Source organism: Bordetella bronchiseptica, from assembly GCF_900636925.1.
Taxonomy (GTDB): domain Bacteria; phylum Pseudomonadota; class Gammaproteobacteria; order Burkholderiales; family Burkholderiaceae_B; genus Bordetella; species Bordetella pertussis.
In genome coordinates this window covers 2,870,320-2,888,940 of the sequence record NZ_LR134326.1, presented here as the reverse complement: position 1 = coordinate 2,888,940, position 18,621 = coordinate 2,870,320, and the positions used below count along the sequence as shown (strand labels likewise).

The 18,621-nt window shown below is 67.7% G+C and carries 18 protein-coding genes; 12 read left to right on the top strand and 6 right to left on the bottom strand.

Going from position 1 to position 18,621, the window contains the following annotated elements:
* Nucleotides 1-106: 106 nt before the first annotated feature.
* From EL288_RS13405 to EL288_RS13385, 5 genes are all read left to right on the top strand, one after another.
* A complete protein-coding gene (locus tag EL288_RS13405; RefSeq protein WP_003810926.1) occupies nucleotides 107-799 on the top strand; it encodes a type 1 glutamine amidotransferase domain-containing protein in 693 nt (230 codons plus the stop codon).
* 249 nt (nucleotides 800-1,048) lie between these two features.
* Nucleotides 1,049-1,909: an amidohydrolase family protein gene (locus tag EL288_RS13400; RefSeq protein ID WP_003810928.1), complete on the top strand. Its 861-nt coding sequence runs from the start codon at nucleotides 1,049-1,051 to the stop codon at nucleotides 1,907-1,909.
* A 32-nt stretch (nucleotides 1,910-1,941) separates the two neighbouring features.
* The gene (locus EL288_RS13395) at nucleotides 1,942-3,324 is read left to right on the top strand and encodes an FAD-dependent oxidoreductase (RefSeq protein ID WP_003810930.1); all 1,383 of its coding nucleotides are present in this window, start codon (nucleotides 1,942-1,944) and stop codon (nucleotides 3,322-3,324) included.
* On the top strand, nucleotides 3,321-4,340 hold the full coding sequence (locus EL288_RS13390) for a tripartite tricarboxylate transporter substrate binding protein (protein WP_010926728.1): 1,020 nt from the start codon (nucleotides 3,321-3,323) through the stop codon (nucleotides 4,338-4,340). Before EL288_RS13395 ends, EL288_RS13390 begins: the two co-directional genes overlap by 4 nt.
* Nucleotides 4,337-5,206: an SDR family oxidoreductase gene (locus EL288_RS13385; protein WP_003810933.1), complete on the top strand. Its 870-nt coding sequence runs from the start codon at nucleotides 4,337-4,339 to the stop codon at nucleotides 5,204-5,206. Before EL288_RS13390 ends, EL288_RS13385 begins: the two co-directional genes overlap by 4 nt.
* Before the next feature lie 7 nt (nucleotides 5,207-5,213).
* On the opposite strand, the gene EL288_RS13380 is transcribed toward EL288_RS13385, so the two are convergent.
* The 3 genes from EL288_RS13380 to EL288_RS13370 all read right to left on the bottom strand — a co-directional run bounded on the left by EL288_RS13380 (nucleotide 5,214) and on the right by EL288_RS13370 (nucleotide 8,467).
* Nucleotides 5,214-5,954 (bottom strand): IclR family transcriptional regulator, encoded by a 741-nt coding sequence (locus EL288_RS13380; RefSeq protein WP_003810935.1) that lies wholly within the window; start codon nucleotides 5,952-5,954, stop codon nucleotides 5,214-5,216.
* Nucleotides 5,955-6,034: 80 nt separating this feature from the next.
* Complete coding sequence (locus EL288_RS13375) at nucleotides 6,035-7,639, bottom strand: glycerol-3-phosphate dehydrogenase/oxidase (protein WP_126621969.1); 1,605 nt, start codon at nucleotides 7,637-7,639, stop codon at nucleotides 6,035-6,037.
* 39 nt (nucleotides 7,640-7,678) lie between these two features.
* Nucleotides 7,679-8,467 carry a DeoR/GlpR family DNA-binding transcription regulator gene (locus tag EL288_RS13370; protein WP_033446819.1) on the bottom strand — a complete coding sequence of 263 codons (789 nt, stop codon included), beginning with the start codon at nucleotides 8,465-8,467 and terminating at the stop codon, nucleotides 7,679-7,681.
* Between the two features lie 125 nt (nucleotides 8,468-8,592).
* Between EL288_RS13370 and EL288_RS13365 the strand changes: the two genes are divergently transcribed.
* The 6 genes from EL288_RS13365 to EL288_RS13340 all read left to right on the top strand — a co-directional run bounded on the left by EL288_RS13365 (nucleotide 8,593) and on the right by EL288_RS13340 (nucleotide 14,624).
* Entirely contained in the window at nucleotides 8,593-9,675 is a 1,083-nt protein-coding gene (locus EL288_RS13365; RefSeq protein WP_010926726.1) for an ABC transporter ATP-binding protein, read from the top strand.
* A complete protein-coding gene (locus EL288_RS13360) occupies nucleotides 9,675-10,763 on the top strand; it encodes an ABC transporter ATP-binding protein (RefSeq protein WP_003810943.1) in 1,089 nt (362 codons plus the stop codon). Before EL288_RS13365 ends, EL288_RS13360 begins: the two co-directional genes overlap by 1 nt.
* Entirely contained in the window at nucleotides 10,760-11,650 is an 891-nt protein-coding gene (locus EL288_RS13355; protein WP_126621968.1) for a carbohydrate ABC transporter permease, read from the top strand. Before EL288_RS13360 ends, EL288_RS13355 begins: the two co-directional genes overlap by 4 nt.
* Entirely contained in the window at nucleotides 11,643-12,455 is an 813-nt protein-coding gene (locus tag EL288_RS13350; protein WP_003810948.1) for a carbohydrate ABC transporter permease, read from the top strand. Before EL288_RS13355 ends, EL288_RS13350 begins: the two co-directional genes overlap by 8 nt.
* A 12-nt stretch (nucleotides 12,456-12,467) precedes the next feature.
* Nucleotides 12,468-12,776, top strand: coding sequence for a DUF2160 domain-containing protein (locus EL288_RS13345; RefSeq protein ID WP_126621967.1), 309 nt, complete (start codon nucleotides 12,468-12,470; stop codon nucleotides 12,774-12,776).
* Nucleotides 12,777-12,893: 117 nt separating this feature from the next.
* Nucleotides 12,894-14,624, top strand: a complete 1,731-nt coding sequence (locus EL288_RS13340) for an ABC transporter substrate-binding protein (RefSeq protein WP_003810951.1) — start codon at nucleotides 12,894-12,896, stop codon at nucleotides 14,622-14,624.
* A gap of 1 nt (nucleotide 14,625) precedes the next feature.
* Here the strand turns inward: EL288_RS13340 and EL288_RS13335 are convergent, their stop codons facing one another.
* The 3 genes from EL288_RS13335 to EL288_RS13325 all read right to left on the bottom strand — a co-directional run bounded on the left by EL288_RS13335 (nucleotide 14,626) and on the right by EL288_RS13325 (nucleotide 17,152).
* Nucleotides 14,626-15,771: a lipoprotein gene (locus EL288_RS13335; protein WP_003810953.1), complete on the bottom strand. Its 1,146-nt coding sequence runs from the start codon at nucleotides 15,769-15,771 to the stop codon at nucleotides 14,626-14,628.
* Between the two features lie 128 nt (nucleotides 15,772-15,899).
* On the bottom strand, nucleotides 15,900-16,568 hold the full coding sequence (locus EL288_RS13330; protein WP_033446889.1) for a DUF502 domain-containing protein: 669 nt from the start codon (nucleotides 16,566-16,568) through the stop codon (nucleotides 15,900-15,902).
* Nucleotides 16,569-16,684: 116 nt separating this feature from the next.
* Nucleotides 16,685-17,152 carry a winged helix-turn-helix transcriptional regulator gene (locus tag EL288_RS13325; protein ID WP_003810957.1) on the bottom strand — a complete coding sequence of 156 codons (468 nt, stop codon included), beginning with the start codon at nucleotides 17,150-17,152 and terminating at the stop codon, nucleotides 16,685-16,687.
* A gap of 135 nt (nucleotides 17,153-17,287) precedes the next feature.
* Between EL288_RS13325 and EL288_RS13320 the strand changes: the two genes are divergently transcribed.
* Complete coding sequence (locus tag EL288_RS13320) at nucleotides 17,288-18,592, top strand: D-amino acid dehydrogenase (RefSeq protein WP_003810959.1); 1,305 nt, start codon at nucleotides 17,288-17,290, stop codon at nucleotides 18,590-18,592.
* Nucleotides 18,593-18,621: the final 29 nt, after the last annotated feature.

The following is an 18,621-nucleotide window of genomic DNA, read 5'->3' as shown; positions in this document are numbered from 1 at the left end:
GTAAGAATTCTTGTGTCTTTCCCATGGCGTCGCCGGCCGATGGTGTAATGGACGGGTCATGGCCGGCCGCCCACGCCGCGGACCGCCTCTTCCCCAGGAGCGACGCATGAAAATACTGATGGTGCTGACTTCGCATGACCAGCTGGGCGACACCGGCCGCAAGACGGGGTTCTGGCTCGAGGAGTTCGCCGCGCCTTATTACGTATTCGTCGACACCGGCGCCCATGTCACGCTGGCCTCGCCGGCCGGCGGCCAGCCGCCGCTGGATCCCAAGAGCGACGAGCCCGACGCCCAGACCGAGGCGACCCGCCGCTTCGCGGCCGACCCCCAGGCGCAGCAAGCGCTGGCGCACACGGCGAAGCTGGCCGATATGCGCGCGGCCGATTTCGACGCGCTGTTCTACCCGGGCGGACATGGCCCGCTGTGGGACCTGGCCGAAAGCGCGCATTCGACCGCATTGATCGAGACCTTCCTGGCCGGCGGCAAGCCGGTGGCGGCCGTGTGCCATGCGCCTGGCGTGCTGCGGCACGCCCGCGCCGCCGACGGCGCGCCGCTGGTGGCCGGCCGGCAGGTGACCGGCTTCAGCAACACCGAGGAAGCGGCCGTGCAATTGACCGAGGTGGTGCCGTTCCTGGTGGAAGACGAATTGGTCGGCCTGGGCGCGCGCTACAGCAAGGCCGAGGATTGGCACGCCTACGTGGTCAACGACGGACTGCTCATCACCGGCCAGAACCCGGCCTCGTCCGAGCGCGCCGCCCGCGCCATGCTGACGGCCCTGGACAACGGCCGCGGGGGCTGACGCCCCGACGTGGCGACACGCGCCCGCAAGGGGCGCGTGCGCTGCGCGCGCTTTCTTTTTCACTCGCCATTCGTTGACGTGTCATTTTTGCCGCCCTATAATTTGTCCAATAAATAGACATAGCGTCTAAATAATGGACATTCAAGGCGCGGACCAGCCCGGCCAGGGCCGGCCGCCATCCAGGGAGGGGCACATGGCGTCGAGTCATCGAGCGGTGCGGCCGGGCAATCCGGCCGGGGAGAGCGTGCAATGATTGTCGATATGCGGTTGCGCCCGCCTATACCGGGCTTTGCGCGTTCCACGCTGTACCAGGCCGGCCCCAAGACCAGCCATCCCGACTTTCCGGTCGAGCCGTCTGTCGGGCAGTGCTCGCTGCCCCTGCTGATCTCCGAAATGGACGCGGCCGGCGTGGCGGTCGGCGTGGTTCCCGGCCGGTATTCGATGGAGCCCTTCGGCATCGTCTCCAACGATGAGCTGGCAACCCTGTTTGCCGATCATCCGGGCCGGTTCGTCGGCTTCATGGGCCTGGATCTGGGCTGGCCCATGCAGCGCATGCTCGATGAGATCGATGCCCGCGTGGGCACGCCGGGTTTTCGCGGCGTCGCGCTGGAGCCGACGATTTCCGCCGATGCCAGTTTCTGCGGCATGAACGACAAAAGGCTCTATCCCATTTACGAAGCATGCGTAAAGCATGGCGTGCCGGTCAGCGTGACGCTGTCCGCGGTGCTGCAGGCATTCACGAAGCGGCCTTATGAACACAGCAACCCGGTGCAGGCCTATCAGGTGGCGATCGATTTCCCCAGCCTGGATATCGTGATCGCCCACGCGGCCTACCCTTGGGTGATGGAGATGATCGGCGTCTGCCTGACCTGTCCCAATGTCTGGCTGTCGCCCGACCTTTACCTGACGAACGTGTTTCCCGGCGCGCAGGAGTACGCCAAGGCGGCCGCGACGTATCTGCCTCGGCGTACGCTGTTCGGCACGGGTTATCCAGCCAAGCCCTTCAAGCCCATGATCGATGCCTATGCCGCCTGGGGGTGGCCGCAGGATGTCGTCGCGGCGATCCTGGGCGGCAATGCCGCGCGCCTGCTCCGGCTGGCAGACCAATGAGCACGCGAACCACTTGATCAAGGAGGCGGGAAATGAGTGCCCAGGAAGTGAAGGAAGTGGATGTCGTCGTCGTCGGAGGCGGGCTGGCCGGGCATAGTGCGGCGATCGAGGTGTCGAAGGCGGGAAAGAGCGTGGCGGTGCTGGAAAAAATGCCCGACATCGGCGGAAGCACCGTGCTGAGCGGCGGGTCGTTCGCCTTTGCCGGGACGCCGGAGCAGGCCGGGCAGGGCATCGACGACAGCCCCGAGCGGCTGCGGCGCGACCTGCTCGCCTGCGCGGCGCGCGAGCAGGCGCGCGAGCTCATCGACGTTTACGTGGCGCACCAGCTCGACGCCTATCGGCTGCTGCGCCACCTGGGCGTGGTGTTCGACCCGATCCAGTTTTCGTCCAACCAGTCGGTGCCCCGCAGCCATCCGACTTCGCCGGCGCGGGTCATGGCGTTAATGAACGAGCATTTGCGCCAGCAATACGGCGTCGCCGTGCAGACCTCGGCGCCGGTCTCGGCCTTGCACCGCGACCCGGCCAGCCGGCGCATCGTCGCGGTGACGGCGCGGCATGCGGACCGCGCCGTCGAATACCGCGCGCGGCAGGGCGTCATCCTGGCCAGCGGTGGCTTCTCGCAAAGCCCCGAGCTGATGTCGATGCTGGCGCCGCACCTGGAGAACGTGCTGCTGACAGGCGGGGCGGGCAACCAGGGCGACGGCTTGAAAATGGCCTGGGCGCACGGCGCGGCGATCGCGGACATCGACGCGCTGGTGCCCACGTTCGGGGCCTTGCAGGAGGCCGTGCCGAGCGAGCCCAACACGATTCTGCTTGCGTACTATCGCGGCGGAATCGTCGTCAACAGCGCGGGCGAGCGCTTCGTCGACGAATCGAAATCGTACAAGGCGATAGGCAAGGCAAGCATGGACCAGGCCGGCGCGCGCGGCTTCCAGATCTTCGACCAGAAGGTGATGGACCTTTCCGTACGATCGCCCAAGACGCTGGACTTCCAGCGGGCTTTCGACCTGGGGCGGGTGACGGCGGCGGACACCATCGTCGAGCTGGCCGAGCGGATCGGCATCGATCCGCAGGCGCTGGCGCGCACCGTGTCCGAATACAACGACGGGATACGCCAGCAGCGCGACAGGTTCGGCCGCAGGCATTTGTCCAACCAGGTCGGCGAGGCGTTCCCCCTCGAACATCCCCGTTACTACGCCTACGCCACGGTTCCCTATATGGCAACCACGTATGCCGGCATCAAGGTCGACCGACGGATGCGGGTGGTCGACGTATGGGGCAAGCCCATCGACGGCCTGTACGCCGCCGGCGAGATCATCGGCGGCGCCCACGGGCGTGGCTATATGACCGGCGCGTCGCTGGGCAAGGCCCTGATATTCGGCCGCGTGGCGGCATGGTCGGCGATATCGGGTTGAGCGGCGCCGCGCCGACAACCCGCGAGGAGACAGGAAAAATGAAGACATCCATGCATTTCGTGCGTACCTGGTGCGGCGCCCTCTGCGCACTCGTCGTCCTGGCTGGCGCTTCGCTGCCCGCCAGGGCGGAGTACCCGACCCGCAGCGTCACGCTGATCGTGCCGTTTCCCGCCGGCGGCTCCGTGGACATGTTGGCCCGGCTGTTTGCCGCGCACGTCGGCGAGCCATTCAAGGACAAGGTGGTCGTCATCAACCGCCCCGGCGCCAGCGGCGTGGTCGGCGAGACGGCCATGGCGCGCGCCGAACCCGACGGCTACACCATCATGTTCCAGGGGGCGCCGGCCGCCATCAATGCGGAGATCTACAAGCAGCCGCTCTACGACGCGAAGGACCTGCAACCCGTGGGGCTGATCATGACCGCGCCCTTCGTGGTCGCGACCTATCCGGAAAGCGAAATCAAGACACTGGCCGATATCAAGACGGTGGCGGCCGGCATGCCCAATGGCCTGACGACCGCCGAGGCGGGGATATCGACCCGGCTGGTCGCGGAAATGTACCGCCTGATCACGAAGGACAAGCTGTACCTGGTGCCCTACAACGGCGGGCCGGCGGCAGCCATGTCGTTGGTGCGGCATGAGACCGGCCTGTATTTTTCCGACCTGACCTCGGTCACGCCGTATATCCTCTCGGGCCAGTTCCGTCCGCTGGCCGTGACTTCCGCCAAGCGCGTCAAGGACCATCCCACGATTCCGACCACCGCCGAAGCTGGCGTTCCCGAGTTCACGCCGCAGACGTGGTTCGGTGTATTCACCCGCACGGGCACGCCGCCGGAGATCGTGCAGGCACTGAACCAGGCGGTCGACGGTTTTCTCAGGAATCCTGCGGTCATCCAGAAGATCGAACAGGTCGGCGGTACGCCCACGCACATGTCGGTTGCGCAGTTCGAGGATTACTACGGCCGCCAGCGCCTGTTGTGGCGGGATGTGATCAAGCGGGCCGAGATTCCGCTGCAATGATGGCCACGCCAGCGGGCACGGAGGATGAGGCTGGGCAGCGCGCGCGCCGCACCTACGTGGTCAGCGGCAGCGCGTCGGGCATCGGCGCGGCGACGCGGCGCGCGCTCGAGGCGGCGGGCGCGACGGTGATCGGGATCGATCTGCGCAATGCGGAAATCGAGATCGACTTGTCCGATGCCGGGCAGGTCGGCCTGGTCGGGGCGCGCCTGGCCGCGCAGGGTGTCTCGGTGGTCGATGGCGTGCTCACGTGCGCGGGCGTGAGCGGAAAAACCGGCAGCCCGGAAGCGATCGTGGCGGTCAACTACTTCGGCACCACAGGCGTGCTCGAACAATTGCACCCGTTCCTGCGCCGTTCTGGTCACGGGCGCGCTGTGGCCCTGTCGTCCATCGCCATGCTGCGCCAGGCCCACGCCGGCCTTTATGCCGCATGCCTGGATGGTCGTCGCGCCGACGCGCTGGATCTGGCCCGGGCCGGCGGCCTGCACCCGCGCACGGCGTACGAAACGACCAAGCGCGCTGTCTCGGCCTGGATACGGCATCAGGCCCTGCAGGACAGATGGGTCCGGCATGGCGTCCTGCTCAATGCCGTGGCGCCCGGGATAATCGATACGCCGCTGACGCGGCACATCGTGCAGGATCGCCAGGCGCTCGACATGGCGCTGGCGCGCGCGCCGCAGGCCTTGGGCGTGGGCAGGCCGGAGCACGTGGCCGCGCTGGCCGCGTTCCTGGCCGGTCCGGCCAATGGATTCATCACGGGGCAGACGATATTCGTCGACGGCGGCCATGAGGCGCAGGTCGGGGCCGGCCTGCCGGCACTGTCGGCGCAGGCCCAGGCGGATTACGACGCCTTGGCCTCGCGCGCTTGAGCGCGCGTCAGCCGCCAATACGGCGCGACAGCTCGCGGGCGGCCTCGACCAGGACCGGCGCGTAGCCGTCCAGCTTTTTCAGCGTCACCCGGGTATCGGGGCCGGTGACCGAGATCGCGCCGAGCGCTTCGCCGCCCGGTGCGGTGATCGGCACGCCCAGCGAATTCACGCCCTCGCGCCATTCGGACGTATTGATGGCATAGCCCCGCTCGCGGGCGATGGCCAGTTCGGCGATGAGCGCGTCGCGCGTGGTGATGGTCTTGGCGGTGTAGCGTTCGAATTTCTCGGGCAGGGCCAGCAGCTCGCTGTGCGAGCAACGCGACAGGATGGCCTTGCCCGGGGCGGTGCAATGCACCGGCGCCCGCGCGCCCAGCAGCACGAACGTCCCGACGGGCTTTTCGGTCTGGATCTTGTCCAGGAAGCAGACTTCGAGCCGCTGGCGCACCGCCAGCAGGATGGTTTCGCCGGTATGCGCGGCGAGCGCCTGCATGGTGGGATAGGCCTGCTTGCGGATGTCGAAGCGCTGCACGACGACGTTGCCCAGCTCCCAGAGGCGCAAGGTGGGGCGGTACTTCGCCGAGTCGGCGATGGCCTCCACGTAGCCTGCATGCGCCAGGGTCTGCAGGGTGCGATGCACGTTGCTGCGCACCAGGCCCAGCTCCTGGGCGAGTTCGCCGGCCGACCGGCTTTCGCCCGAGCGCACCAGCGCCTCGAGGACAGTCAGGCCTTTCAGCGTTGTCGTATCCATGCTTGCGTCCTACCTCGTACCGGGACCGGGCCCGCGCCCCAGCGCTGCAGGGCGCTGCGAAATCGTCGGGGCTAACTATATCAGGCCAGCCGGTAGTGCGCGGCCACGGCCTCGAACTCGGCCAGCGTGGCGCGGCTCCAGGCTTCGTCGTGGCCGAGTTCCTGCGCCAGGATGCGGGCCACTTCGGGCGCGGCCAGCAGGGCGGCCTCGGCGTCCAGGAACAGGGCGCGATTGCGGCGGGCCAGCACGTCCTCCACGGTGCGCGCGAGTTCGTGGCGGGCGGCATAGCGCACGTGCGCCTCGGTCAGGGTGCTGGCCTTGACCAGCATGCGGTCGGCGCCAGGCAGCGCGCGCAGCGTCGCCAGGTCGGTGCCGTAGTAGCTGTCGGGCGTGCCGTGGGGCGCGCCGTTGGGCTGCCCGTCGGTCGGCGCGCCATGCAGCGGCAGCTCGGACGTGCGGCATGGCGCCGCGGCCAGCAGCTTGTGCTGGATGGCGGTGTCGACCACATCCTGGGCCATCTTGCGGTAGGTGGTCCATTTGCCGCCGGTGACCGTGACCAGCCCGCCCTTGGAGACCACGATGGTGTGTTCGCGCGACAGCGACTTGGTCGAGGCTTCGCCGGTGGCCTTGACCAGCGGGCGCAGGCCGGCCCACACGCTGGTCACGTCGGCGCGGGTGGGCTTGCGGCTCAGGTAGCGCGCCGCGGTGGCAAGGATGAAGTCGATTTCGTTCTGGCCGGCCTGCGGATCGAGCGGCAGGTCGGTGCGTGGCGTGTCGGTGGTGCCGACGATGGTGTGGCCGTTCCAGGGCACCACGAACAGCACTCGGCCGTCGTCGGTCTTGGGTATGAGAATGGCGTCTTCGCCGGGCAGGAAGTCGCGCGGCAGCGTCAGGTGCACGCCCTGGCTGGGCGCCACCATGGTCTGCGCGGCGGGGTCGTCCATGCGGCGCACCGCGTCGACCCACACGCCGGTGGCGTTGACCACGCATTTGGCGCGCAGCGTCACGCGCAGCTCGCCCAGCGCGTCGGCCACCGTCACGCCGTCGACGCGGCCGTCCGTGCGCGTCAGGCCGACCGCGCGCGCATAGTTCAGCGCCACGCCGCCCAGGTCGTACAGGGTGCGCATCAGGGCGATGGCCAGGCGCGCGTCGTCGAACTGGCCGTCGTAGTACAGGATGCCGCCGCGCAAGGCTCGTCCATTGACGCGCTCGGCCACGGTGGCGGCGTGGCGCAGCGTTTCGCCGCGCGACAGCCAGCGGCTGGGCGCCAGGTTCAGCTTGCCGGCCAGCATGTCGTACATCTTCAGGCCGACGCCGTAGAACGGCTGGTCCAGCAGGCTGTAGGCCGGCACGACGAAGCCCAGCGGCCACACCAGGTGCGGCGCGTTGCGGTTGAGCAGGCCGCGTTCGTGCAGGGCCTCGCGCACCAGGCTGATATTGCCCTGCGCCAGGTAGCGCACGCCGCCGTGCACCAGCTTGGTGGCCTTGCTGGAGGTGCCCTTGGCGAAGTCGGCGGCCTCGACCAGCAGGGTGCGGTAGCCGCGCGCGGCGGCATCGACGGCGGTGCCCAGGCCGGTGGCGCCGCCGCCGATGACGATGACATCCCAATCGGGGGCGCCTTGCAGGTCGGCAAGCAGTTGCGCGCGCGCGGGCGGGTCGATGGGAGCGAGGGTAGGGGCGGTCATGGATTCTGTTCGGGGCGGGAAAAGGGGCTGGGCAGGCGCTCAGGCCGTGGCGGCGCCTGCCGACTGCGCGGCGACGTCGCAGCGCACGCCGGCGTCCTGCAGCACCTGGGCCAGCGACTCTTGCGGCTGGGCGTCGGTGAAGAAGCGGTGGATGCGCGAGACATGCACCAGCTCGACCATGGCCTGGCGCTGGAACTTGCTGCTATCGGCGGCCAGCCAGACCTCGCGCGATTGTTCGATGATGGCGCGCGCCACGCGCACCTCGCGAAAGTCGTAGTCGCGCAAGGTGCCGTCGGCCTCGATGCCGGATATGCCGATCAGGCCGATGTCGACCTTGAACTGGCGGATGAAGTCCAGCGTGGCCTCGCCGACGATGCCGCGGTCGCGCGAACGCACCACGCCCCCGGCCACGATGACTTCGCAATCCGGGTTGTCGGACAGGATGTCGGCCACGTGCAGGTTGTTGGTGATGACGCGCAGGCCGCGATGGCGCAGCAGGGCGCGCGCGATGGCTTCGGTGGTCGTGCCGATGTTGATCAGCAGCGAACAGCCGTCGGGCACCGCGCGGGCCACCGCCTCGGCGATGCGGCGCTTGCCCTCGGCGTGCAGCCCCTGGCGCTTGCGGTAGGCGATGTTCTCGATGGTCGACGACTCGATCCGCACGCCGCCATGAAAGCGCGACAGCATGCCTGCTTCGGAAAGCAGGTTGACGTCGCGCCGCACGGTCTGCAGGGTAACGTCGAAATGGCGCGCCAGCGCTTCGATGGTGGCCGAGCCCTGGGTGCGAACCAGTTCGACCAGGGCGCTTTGTCTGGGATTGAGGGTCATGTTCGCATCATAAAACAACAAAACCGAAAAATAATGACGCGGTGCAAGATTGTTTTTCTTTCGCTTGTTCGTTAAAACGCAAAGAAAGCAACGAAAGCAATCGTACCGCGTTTGCCGGAGGAGAGATGCAGCTGGTTCTGGACGGAATTCAACTGCGCGCGGGGTCACAGGTACACCTGTACCCGCTCAGCTTGCAGCCCGCGCCGGGCGCCATGACCGTGCTGCTGGGGGCGACCCTGGCCGGCAAGACCTCGGTGATGCGCATCATGGCCGGGCTGGACCGCCCCACCGAGGGCAAGGTGCTGGTCGACGGGGCCGATGTCACCGGCGTGCCGGTGCGCCAGCGCAACGTCGCCATGGTGTACCAGCAGTTCATCAACTACCCGTCGATGCGGGTGGCCGACAACATCGCCTCGCCGCTGCGCCTGCGCGGCGCCGCCGATATCCCGGCGCGCGTGCGGGCCATGGCCGAACGCCTGCATATCGAGCACCTGCTGGAGCGCTATCCGTCCGAACTGTCCGGCGGCCAGCAGCAGCGCGTGGCGCTGGCGCGCGCGCTGGTCAAGGATGCGCCGCTGGTGCTGCTGGACGAACCGCTGGTCAACCTGGACTACAAGCTGCGCGAAGCCTTGCGCGAAGAGCTGGCCGGCCTGTTCGCCCAGGGGCGCTCGACCGTGGTCTATGCCACCACCGAGCCCGCCGAGGCCCTGCTGCTGGGCGGCCATACCGCGGTGCTCGACGCCGGCCGGCTGCTGCAATACGGTCCGACCGCCGAGGTCTTCCATCGTCCCAATTCCATCCGGGTGGCGCGGGCCTTCAGCGATCCCCCCATGAACCTGTTCCCGGCGCGACGCGCCAACGGCGGTTTCATGCTGGCCTCGGGCGTGATGGTGCCGTGCGCGCTGCCGCCGCCGGAGACCGGCGACGATGCGCTGACGGCGGGACTGCGCGCCGGGGTGTTCCGCACCGAGGCGCGCGCCGCCGACGTGGCCTTGCCGGGCGTGGTGGAGCTGGCCGAGATTTCCGGATCGGATTCGTTCGTGCATGTGCGCACGCCCGCCGGCCCGGTCGTGGCGCAATTGACCGGCGTGCACCGCTATCCGCTGGATTCGCGCCTGACGCTGCATTTCGATCCGGCCGACAGCTACGCCTTCGGGCCGGACGGCGCGCTGCTGGCGGCGCCGCGCCGCGCCGGGGAGGAGCGCTGATGGCCAGCATCGAGCTCGACCTGGCGCACGCCTATGGCCCCGATCCGCGCGGCGAGGACGACTACGCGCTGCTGCCGCTGCGCTTCACCTTCGAGGACGGCGGGGCCTACGCCTTGCTGGGGCCGTCGGGCTGCGGCAAGACCACCTTGCTCAATTGCGTGTCCGGCCTGCTGCGGCCTTCGCAGGGCCGGGTGCTGTTCGACGGCCAGGATGTGACCGGCCGCACGCCGCAGCAACGCAACATCGCCCAGGTCTTCCAGTTTCCGGTGGTCTACGACACGATGACGGTGGCCGACAACCTGGCCTTTCCGCTGCGCAACCGCGGCGTGCCGCAGGCGCATATCCGCGAGCGGGTCGGCCGCATCGCCGAAATGCTGGAGCTGTCGGCGGTGCTGGAGCGCCGCGCCAGCGGCCTGACGGCGGACGCCAAGCAGAAGATCTCGCTGGGGCGCGGCCTGGTGCGCAGCGATGTGTCGGCCATCCTGTTCGACGAGCCGCTGACGGTCATCGACCCGCACCTGAAGTGGGAGTTGCGGCGCAAGCTGAAGGAAATCCACCACGAGTTCAAGCTGACCCTGATCTATGTCACGCACGACCAGACCGAGGCCCTGACGTTCGCCGAGCGGGTGATGGTGATGTCGCGCGGACGCGCGGTGCAGGTGGGCACGCCCGACGACCTGTTCGAGCGGCCCGCGCATACGTTCGTGGGTCATTTCATCGGTTCGCCCGGCATGAATTTCCTGCCGGCCGAGTGGCGCGACGGCGCCCTGCGCATAGGTTCGCAACGCCTGGAGGGGCTGACGGCCGGCCAGGCAGAAGCGCTGGCCCAGGGCGGGCCGGTAAAGCTGGGCGTGCGGCCCGAGTACCTGCGCCTGGTCGCCCCGCACACGCCGGGCGCGCTGCCGGTGCGGGTGGCGCGGGTGCAGGACGTCGGTACCTATGCCTTGCTGGGCGCCGAGTTCGAATCCAACGCGCTGCGGGCGCGCCTGCCGCTGGATGCGGCGCTGCCCGGCGCCGGCGACACCGTCTGGCTGGCGGTGCTCAATCGCCATACCTGCTTTTACCGCGACGAGGAGCTGATCCGATGAAACCGATCGATCACCGGGCCTGGCTGCTGGTGCTGCCCGTGGTGCTGTGCGTGGCGTTCTCGGCCATCCTGCCGCTGATGACCATCGTCAACTACTCGGTGCAGGACATCATCGCGCCCGACCGGCGCGTCTTCGTGGGCACCGAATGGTTCGCCGCGGTATTGCAGGACGAAGAGCTGCATGGCGCGCTGTGGCGCCAGATCGGCTTTTCGCTGGCGGTGCTGCTGATCGAGATCCCGCTGGGCATCCTGCTGGCGCTGGCCATGCCGGCCAGCGGCTGGCGGGGTTCGGCCGTGCTGGTCGTCATCGCGCTGTCGCTGCTGATTCCCTGGAACGTGGTGGGCACCATCTGGCAGGTGTTCGGGCGCACCGACATCGGCCTGCTGGGCGCGGCCCTGGCGGCGCTGGGGCTGGACTACAACTACACCGGCGACGCGCTGGACGCGTGGCTGACCGTCCTGGTCATGGACGTATGGCACTGGACCCCGCTGGTGGCGCTGCTGTGCTACGCCGGCCTGCGCGCGATTCCGGACGCCTATTACCAGGCCGCGCGCATCGACGGCGCGTCGGCCTTCGCGGTGTTCCGCTATATCCAGCTGCCCAAGCTGCGCGGCGTGCTGATGATCGCCGTGCTGCTGCGCTTCATGGACAGCTTCATGATCTACACCGAGCCTTTCGTGCTGACCGGCGGCGGGCCGGGCAACGCCACCACCTTCCTGTCGCAGTACCTGACCCAGAAGGCGGTGGGGCAGTTCGACCTGGGCCCGGCGGCGGCGTTTTCGATCGTCTACTTCCTGATCATCCTGCTGCTGTGCTTCGTGCTTTACAACTGGATGCAGCGCGCCGGCACCGCCGGCGGGCTGGACGAGGAGAGCCGCCATGGCTGAGCGCCGTTCGTCCTGGCGCGGGATCTTTCTCGCGCTGTACCTGCTGTTCGCCGTGCTGCCGCTGTACTGGATGGTCAACATGTCGTTCAAGACCAATACCGAGATCCTCGGCAGCCTGACGCTGTGGCCCAGCGACTTCACGGTCGAGCACTATCGCACCATCTTCACCGATCCGGCCTGGTATTCGGGCTACATCAATTCGCTGATCTACGTGCTGATCAACACGGTGATCTCGCTGGCGGTGGCGCTGCCGGCCGCCTATGCGTTCTCGCGGTATCGCTTCATCGGCGACAAGCACGTGTTCTTCTGGCTGCTGACCAACCGCATGACGCCGCCGGCGGTGTTCCTGTTGCCTTTCTTCCAGCTGTACACCTCGCTGGGACTGATGGATACCCACCTGGCGGTGGCGCTGGCGCACCTGGTGTTCAACGTGCCGCTGGCGGTGTGGATCCTGGAGGGGTTCATGTCGGGCGTGCCGCGCGAGATCGACGAGACGGCCTATGTGGACGGCTACAGCTTCCCGCGTTTTTTCCTCACCATTTTCCTGCCGCTGATCAAGGCCGGGGTGGGGGTGGCGGCGTTCTTCTGCTTCATGTTCAGCTGGGTGGAACTGCTGCTGGCGCGCACGCTGACCTCGGTCAACGCCAAGCCCATCGTGGCCACCATGACGCGCACCGTGTCGGCCTCGGGCATGGACTGGGGCGTGCTGGCCGCCGCGGGCGTGCTGACCATCGTGCCGGGCGCCATCGTGATCTGGTTCGTGCGGCACTACATCGCGAAGGGCTTCGCGATGGGCCGGGTCTGAGGGGAGGGCGCCATGTTCGGCTGGATGGTATGGACGACGCCGGTGGCGGTGTTCTTCGCCTGCATCGCGCTGATGCTGGCGGGCATGACGATCTGGGAGCTGCGCTCGCCCACGCGCCTGCGCAAGGGGTTCCTGCCCATTGCCACCACGCGCGGCGACCGCCTGTTCATCGGCCTGATGATCGTGGCCTGGATCAATCTCGCCTACGTGGGGCTGGGCAGCAAGGCGATGGAGTGGTTCGCGCTGGACCAGCCTCCCACGGTCTGGATCGGTTTTGTGCTGTCGATGGTGGTGCTGGCGCTGGTGATGCGCAAAGGGTAGCGGCACGCATCCGCTGCCCCGGAAAATCGTTGGGGGTCTTACCAGGACAACGGCCCAGCCTTCCCCGGCCCGGCGTCCCGCAGCAAAGACAGGGGAGGCGCATCGAGGAGACAAGTCATGAAAATGCGCATGCATGCCATGGCGGCCGCCATTGCCCTGATCGGGACGCAGGCGGCCTGGGCTGGCGAGCCGGAGGCGAGGAAATGGGTGGACAGCGAGTTCCAGCCCTCGTCGCTGTCCAAGGACCAGCAGATGGCGGAAATGAAGTGGTTCATCGACGCGGCCGAGAAGCTGAAGGCCAAGGGAGTGAGCGAGATCAACGTGGTGTCCGAGACCATCACGACGCACGAGTACGAAGCCAAGACACTGGCGCGCGCCTTCACCGAGATCACCGGCATCAAGGTCAACCACGACCTGATCCAGGAAGGCGACGTGGTCGAGAAGCTGCAGACGTCCATGCAGTCGGGCAAGTCCATCTACGACGGCTGGATCTCCGATTCGGACCTGATCGGCACGCACTACCGGTATGGCGCCATCCTGCCGCTGTCGGACTACATATCGGGCGCGGGCAAGGAGTACACCAATCCCGGACTGGACCTGAAGGACTTCATCGGCACCAAGTTCACCACGGCGCCCGACGGCAAGCTGTACCAGTTGCCCGACCAGCAGTTCGCCAACGTATATTGGTTCCGGGCCGACTGGTTCGCGCGCAAGGACCTGCAGGACAAGTTCAAGGCCAAGTACGGCTACGAACTCGGCGTGCCGACCAACTGGTCGGCCTACGAGGACATCGCCGAGTTCTTCTCCAACGACGTCAAGGAGCTCGATGGCAAGCGGGTCTATGGCCACATGGACTACGGCAAGAAGGATCCCTCGCTGGGGTGGCGCTTCACCGACGCCTGGCTGTCGATGGCCGGCGCGGCCGACAAGGGCCTGCCCAACGGCATGCCGGTCGACGAATGGGGCATCCGCGTGGCCGACGACAAGTGCACGCCGGTGGGCGCCTCGGTGGCGCGCGGCGGGGCCACCAACAGCCCGGCCGCGGTCTATGCGCTGACCAAGTACGTGGACTGGATGAAGAAGTACGCGCCGCAGCAGGCCACCGGCATGACCTTCTCCGAATCCGGCCCGGTGCCGGCGCAGGGGCAGATTGCCCAGCAGATCTTCTGGTACACCGCCTTTACCGCCGACATGACCAAGAAGGGGCTGCCGGTGGTCAACGAAGACGGTACGCCGAAGTGGCGCATGGCGCCGTCGCCCTATGGACCGTACTGGAAGGATGGCATGCAGAACGGTTACCAGGACGTCGGTTCGTGGACATTCTTCAAGTCCACCGACGCCAACCGCCTGGCCGGCGCGTGGCTCTACGCGCAGTTCGTGACGTCCAAGACGGTGTCGCTGAAGAAGTCCATCACCGGCCTGACCTTCATCCGCGACAGCGACATCAACAGCGAGTTCTTCACCAAGAACGCGGCCAACTACGGCGGCCTGGTCGAGTTCTACCGCAGCCCGGCGCGCGTGGCGTGGACGCCCACCGGCAACAACGTGCCCGACTATCCCAAGCTGGCGCAGCTGTGGTGGAAGAACGTGGCCACCGCGGTCACGGGCGAGAAGACGCCGCAGCAGGCCATGGATACGCTGGCCAACGAAATGGATCAGGTGCTGGCGCGGCTGGAGCGCGCCGGCATGGCGCAGTGCGCGCCCAAGCTGAACCCCAAGAGCGATCCGGCCAAGTGGCTGTCGGACCAGCACGCGCCATGGAAGAAGCTGGCCAACGAAAAGCCCCAGGGCCAGACCATCGCGTATGAAAAGCTGCTGCAGGCCTGGAAGGAGGGCAAGGTGCGCTGAGTCAGGCGGGCCGGGGGAAGTCGGGCAGCACGATGTCGGTATGCCCCGGCCCGACCCAGCGCGCGCATTCGCGCGTGGCATCGATGCAGCCGCCCTCGGCGTAGATGCCCTGCGGATCGCGGATGCGCACCATGCGTTCGAGCACGCGCGCGGTGGCCTGCGGGTCGGCCATGGTCGCGTGCACGCGCGCCTCGACGATGGACTCGTCGATGATCAGCTTGCCGGCCTCGTTGCGGCGCGCGCCGTGGCGCCAGTGGTAGATCTCCACGCATTTGCCGGCCAGCGTGTACGGCTGGTCGCGCTTCCAGAAATTGTTGAACAGCCCCGAGCCCAGGTAGAACACCCACGACCCTTCGTAGCCTTCGACGTTGGACGAATGCTCGTCCGGGTTGCGGAACCACAGGCGGTCGCCCGGCACGTAGTAGCGCGGCGGCAGCGGGTCCTGCAGCGAGCCGTATTCGCGCAGGAACGTGTCGTGGAACAGCCCGGACATCACCGCGCGGGTTTCCCACTGGCGCTGCAGGCGCGCGGCCAGTTCGGGGTTGCAGGCCTGCAGCTCCTGGGCGATCCCCAGCACGGTTACGTATTCGGTGGCGCGGTAACAGGAGAACGAATACAGCCGGCCCGACTCGTCGGGCTGGGTGGCCTTGCGCAGCGCCTCGACCAGCGGGCGGCCCGGCAGCACGGTGAAACCGCGCTGCTCGTCGTAGACCCAGTCGTCCTGCGGCCGCTCGGCCTGCTCGGTGTCGAACGCCAGCGCGGTGCGTCGCGCCGCCTGCACGATGTGGCGGCGGATGCGCACCGCCGAGGCCAGCTCGGCAGCGTCGGGCAGGGGAAAGGCCACCGGGCTGGCGAGGATGGCAAGCAGGATCTCGCGCTCGAGGTCGCCGCTGTCGTGCTCGGGACGCAAGCCCAGCGAGGCGGCGATACCGGTCGTGTCGTGGCCGGGCGCATGGCGCGCCTGGAACGCGGGCGCCAGGGTCATCGACAGGGCCGCGGTCTCGCCGCGCCGGATGCAGGACAGCGTGACCGCGTCGGCCAGGCCCAGGCCCTGGACATATTGCAACAGTGCTTGCTGGCTGGCGTCGGCCGCGGCGGCGGCGCATGCGATCAGAATGCCGCCCGGGACGGGCGCTGCGGTGGACATGGATAGGCTCCCTGAGCCGTCGTGGCGCCGGAGGGGCCCGGCGCGGGAGGCAATCATTGCCAATCGGCGCGAAATCCGCAAGAGGCGGCGCGCCGATCCGCCCCGCCGGCGCGCGGGCCTGGGGCGGATCAGGCCTGCGGGCCGCCCGCCGCCGGCGGGGCGGGGGGCGCGGGCGGCGCCGGCGGCGCGGCCACCGTGCCGCTGGCCGCGCCGTTCTCGGCGCGCGCCATCCAGGCGATCAGGGACGAGCGCATGGCTTCCTCCACCGACATCTGGATCGGATGCACCCACTCGGTGGGCACGAATACGGTGTAGCCGCCGATCATGTAGCCCATGGGCAGGTAGACGGCCACGCGGTCGCCCTGCGTGAACCCGTCCGGCAGGCCCTCCAGCGTGCGGCGGGTGACCAGGCCCACCAGTTCCAGCGGATTGCCCGGCATGCGCAGGATCACGACCTGCTGCGAGCTGGTCTTGGCGCTGGGCGAAAAATAATCGGCGAAGCTCTTGAGCGACGAATAAATGCTCTTGACCACCGGCAGGTTGGTAAACGGCATTTCCAGCAGCAGCAGCCAGCGCTGCACGCGCTGTTTCGACACCAGGTAGCCGATGGCCAGGATGCCGAGGATGCCCAGCGCCAGGCCCATGCCCGGGATATAGAAACTGCCGATGAACGGGCGCAGCAGGGTGAGCGCCAGCGCTTCGGTCCAGGCCAGGAAAATGAACAGCAGATACAGCGTCAGCGCGATGGGCAGGACGGTGATCAGGCCGCGGAAGAAATATCGGTACAAACGGCTCATGGATGAGGCTCCTGCGCCGCGCCGGCGGGCGCGGACGGCGGGCATGAAATGAAATACGGCTCAGAATGGTACAGAAAAAAGATGAAGCGTCCCCGATTCATGGCGGGCGGCGGGATTCAGCGGTCCACCGGCAGGTAGAGGGTTTCCTTGATTTCTTCCATGACCACGTAGCTGTGCGATTCCGCCGAAGCGGGCAGGCGCTTGAGAATCTCGCCCAGCAAGCGGCGGTATTCATTCATTTCCGATAGCCGCGCCTTGACCAGATAATCGAAATCGCCCGAGACCAGATGGCATTCCATGACCTCGGGCACGTACAGAAGTTCCTGCTTGACCTTGTCGAACACATCGCCGGACTTGGCCGAAAGGCGGATTTCCAGGAATACCAGCAGCGTCTTGCCCAGCGCCGCCGGATTGATGCGCGCATGGTAGCCGGTAATCACGCCCTCGCGTTCCAGGCGCCGGACGCGCTCGGAACAGGGCGTGGCCGACAGGCTGATTTTCTCCGCCAGTTCGGTAATGGATATACGCCCTTCACGTTGCAGAATATCGAGGATTTTGCGATCGATGCGGTCCAGTTCGCGCATTTCACTTCCAAAGGTAAGAAAACCCGCGGCGGCCAGTGGAAAGGCCGGCGTTTCGGAATGATTTTAGTGATTATCACTGCCTGGGGCCTCCTAGACTACAGGAATTCACGTATGTAAAAGAGTGTGGGAGATTCTATGCACGTCATCGTCCTGGGCAGCGGCGTCATCGGCACGACGACCGCCTATTATCTGGCGCGCCAGGGCGCGCAGGTCACGGTGCTGGAGCGCCGCGCCGGGCCGGCCGACGAAACCAGCTACGGCAATGCCGGCCAGGTGTCGCCGGGCTACTCCACGCCGTGGGCGGCGCCCGGCATCCCGCTCAAGGCGCTGAAGTGGATGTTCCAGAAGCATGCGCCGCTGGCCATCCGCGCCGACGGCAGTTTCTACCAGTGGCGGTGGCTGGCGGCGATGCTGGCCAATTGCTCGGCCGGCCGCTACAGCGTCAACAAGGAACGCATGCTGCGCCTGGCCGAATACAGCCGCGACTGCCTGCGCACCTTGCGCGCCGATACCGGCATCCAGTACGAGCAGCGCACCCAGGGCACGCTGCAGCTGTTTCGCACCGCCGCGCAGATGGAAGCCGCGCGGCGCGACATTGCCGTGCTCGAAGAGTGCGGCGTGCCGTACGAATTGCTCGACCGCAACCGCCTGCCCACCGCCGAGCCGGCGCTGGCGCGCGCGCTGGACAAGCTGGCCGGCGGCCTGCGCCTGCCCAACGACGAAACCGGCGATTGCCGGCGCTTCACCCTGCAGCTGGCCGACAAGGCCAAGGCGCTGGGCGTGCAATTCCGCTTCAACCAGCAGGTCGAGGGGCTGGACGTGCGCGGCGGGCAGGTGGCTGGCGTGCGCGTGGGCGGCGAGCAACTGGCGGCCGACCGCTACGTCGCGGCGTTCGGCAGCTATACGCGTGGCTTTCTGCGTCCGCTGGGCCTGGATCTGCCGGTCTACCCGGTCAAGGGCTATTCGCTCACCATCCCCATGACCGACGAGTCCGCCGCGCCGGTTTCCACCATCCTGGATGAAACCTACAAGGTCGCGGTCACGCGCTTCGACCAGCGCATCCGCGTCGGCGGCATGGCCGAGCTGGCGGGCTTCGACCTGCGCCTGAAGGAGGCGCGCCGCAAGACCCTGGAGCTGGTGGTCAACGATTTGTTCCCCGGCAGCGGCGCGGTCGAGCAGGCCGAGTTCTGGACCGGCCTGCGGCCGATGACGCCGGACAGCACGCCCATCATCGGCGCTACCAAGTATGGCAACCTGTTCCTGAACACCGGCCACGGCACCCTGGGCTGGACCATGGCCTGCGGGTCGGGCCAGTTGGTGGCCGACCAGGTGTGCGGGCGCCAGCCGGCCATCCGCGCCGACGACCTCGCGCTGTCGCGCTACGGCGCGGGCGGGCAGGCGGGCGGCGGCGTGGCGCGCGCGCAGCACAACGCGGCCTGAGCCGTCGGCGCGCGCCGGCGCCTGTGCCA

What these genes read in the sequence shown, in the direction of transcription:
- EL288_RS13370 (WP_033446819.1), bottom strand. Translation starts at nt 8,467, where the DNA reads ATGACCCTCAATCCCAGACAAAGCGCCCTGGTCGAACTGGTTCGCACC.
- EL288_RS13330 (WP_033446889.1), bottom strand. Translation starts at nt 16,568, where the DNA reads ATGAGCCGTTTGTACCGATATTTCTTCCGCGGCCTGATCACCGTCCTG.
- EL288_RS13325 (WP_003810957.1), bottom strand. Translation starts at nt 17,152, where the DNA reads ATGCGCGAACTGGACCGCATCGATCGCAAAATCCTCGATATTCTGCAA.
- EL288_RS13375 (WP_126621969.1), bottom strand. Translation starts at nt 7,639, where the DNA reads ATGACCGCCCCTACCCTCGCTCCCATCGACCCGCCCGCGCGCGCGCAA.
- EL288_RS13400 (WP_003810928.1), top strand. Translation starts at nt 1,049, where the DNA reads ATGATTGTCGATATGCGGTTGCGCCCGCCTATACCGGGCTTTGCGCGT.
- EL288_RS13385 (WP_003810933.1), top strand. Translation starts at nt 4,337, where the DNA reads ATGATGGCCACGCCAGCGGGCACGGAGGATGAGGCTGGGCAGCGCGCG.
- EL288_RS13380 (WP_003810935.1), bottom strand. Translation starts at nt 5,954, where the DNA reads ATGGATACGACAACGCTGAAAGGCCTGACTGTCCTCGAGGCGCTGGTG.
- EL288_RS13355 (WP_126621968.1), top strand. Translation starts at nt 10,760, where the DNA reads ATGAAACCGATCGATCACCGGGCCTGGCTGCTGGTGCTGCCCGTGGTG.
- EL288_RS13365 (WP_010926726.1), top strand. Translation starts at nt 8,593, where the DNA reads ATGCAGCTGGTTCTGGACGGAATTCAACTGCGCGCGGGGTCACAGGTA.
- EL288_RS13340 (WP_003810951.1), top strand. Translation starts at nt 12,894, where the DNA reads ATGAAAATGCGCATGCATGCCATGGCGGCCGCCATTGCCCTGATCGGG.
- EL288_RS13335 (WP_003810953.1), bottom strand. Translation starts at nt 15,771, where the DNA reads ATGTCCACCGCAGCGCCCGTCCCGGGCGGCATTCTGATCGCATGCGCC.
- EL288_RS13395 (WP_003810930.1), top strand. Translation starts at nt 1,942, where the DNA reads ATGAGTGCCCAGGAAGTGAAGGAAGTGGATGTCGTCGTCGTCGGAGGC.
- EL288_RS13360 (WP_003810943.1), top strand. Translation starts at nt 9,675, where the DNA reads ATGGCCAGCATCGAGCTCGACCTGGCGCACGCCTATGGCCCCGATCCG.
- EL288_RS13405 (WP_003810926.1), top strand. Translation starts at nt 107, where the DNA reads ATGAAAATACTGATGGTGCTGACTTCGCATGACCAGCTGGGCGACACC.
- EL288_RS13345 (WP_126621967.1), top strand. Translation starts at nt 12,468, where the DNA reads ATGTTCGGCTGGATGGTATGGACGACGCCGGTGGCGGTGTTCTTCGCC.
- EL288_RS13320 (WP_003810959.1), top strand. Translation starts at nt 17,288, where the DNA reads ATGCACGTCATCGTCCTGGGCAGCGGCGTCATCGGCACGACGACCGCC.
- EL288_RS13350 (WP_003810948.1), top strand. Translation starts at nt 11,643, where the DNA reads ATGGCTGAGCGCCGTTCGTCCTGGCGCGGGATCTTTCTCGCGCTGTAC.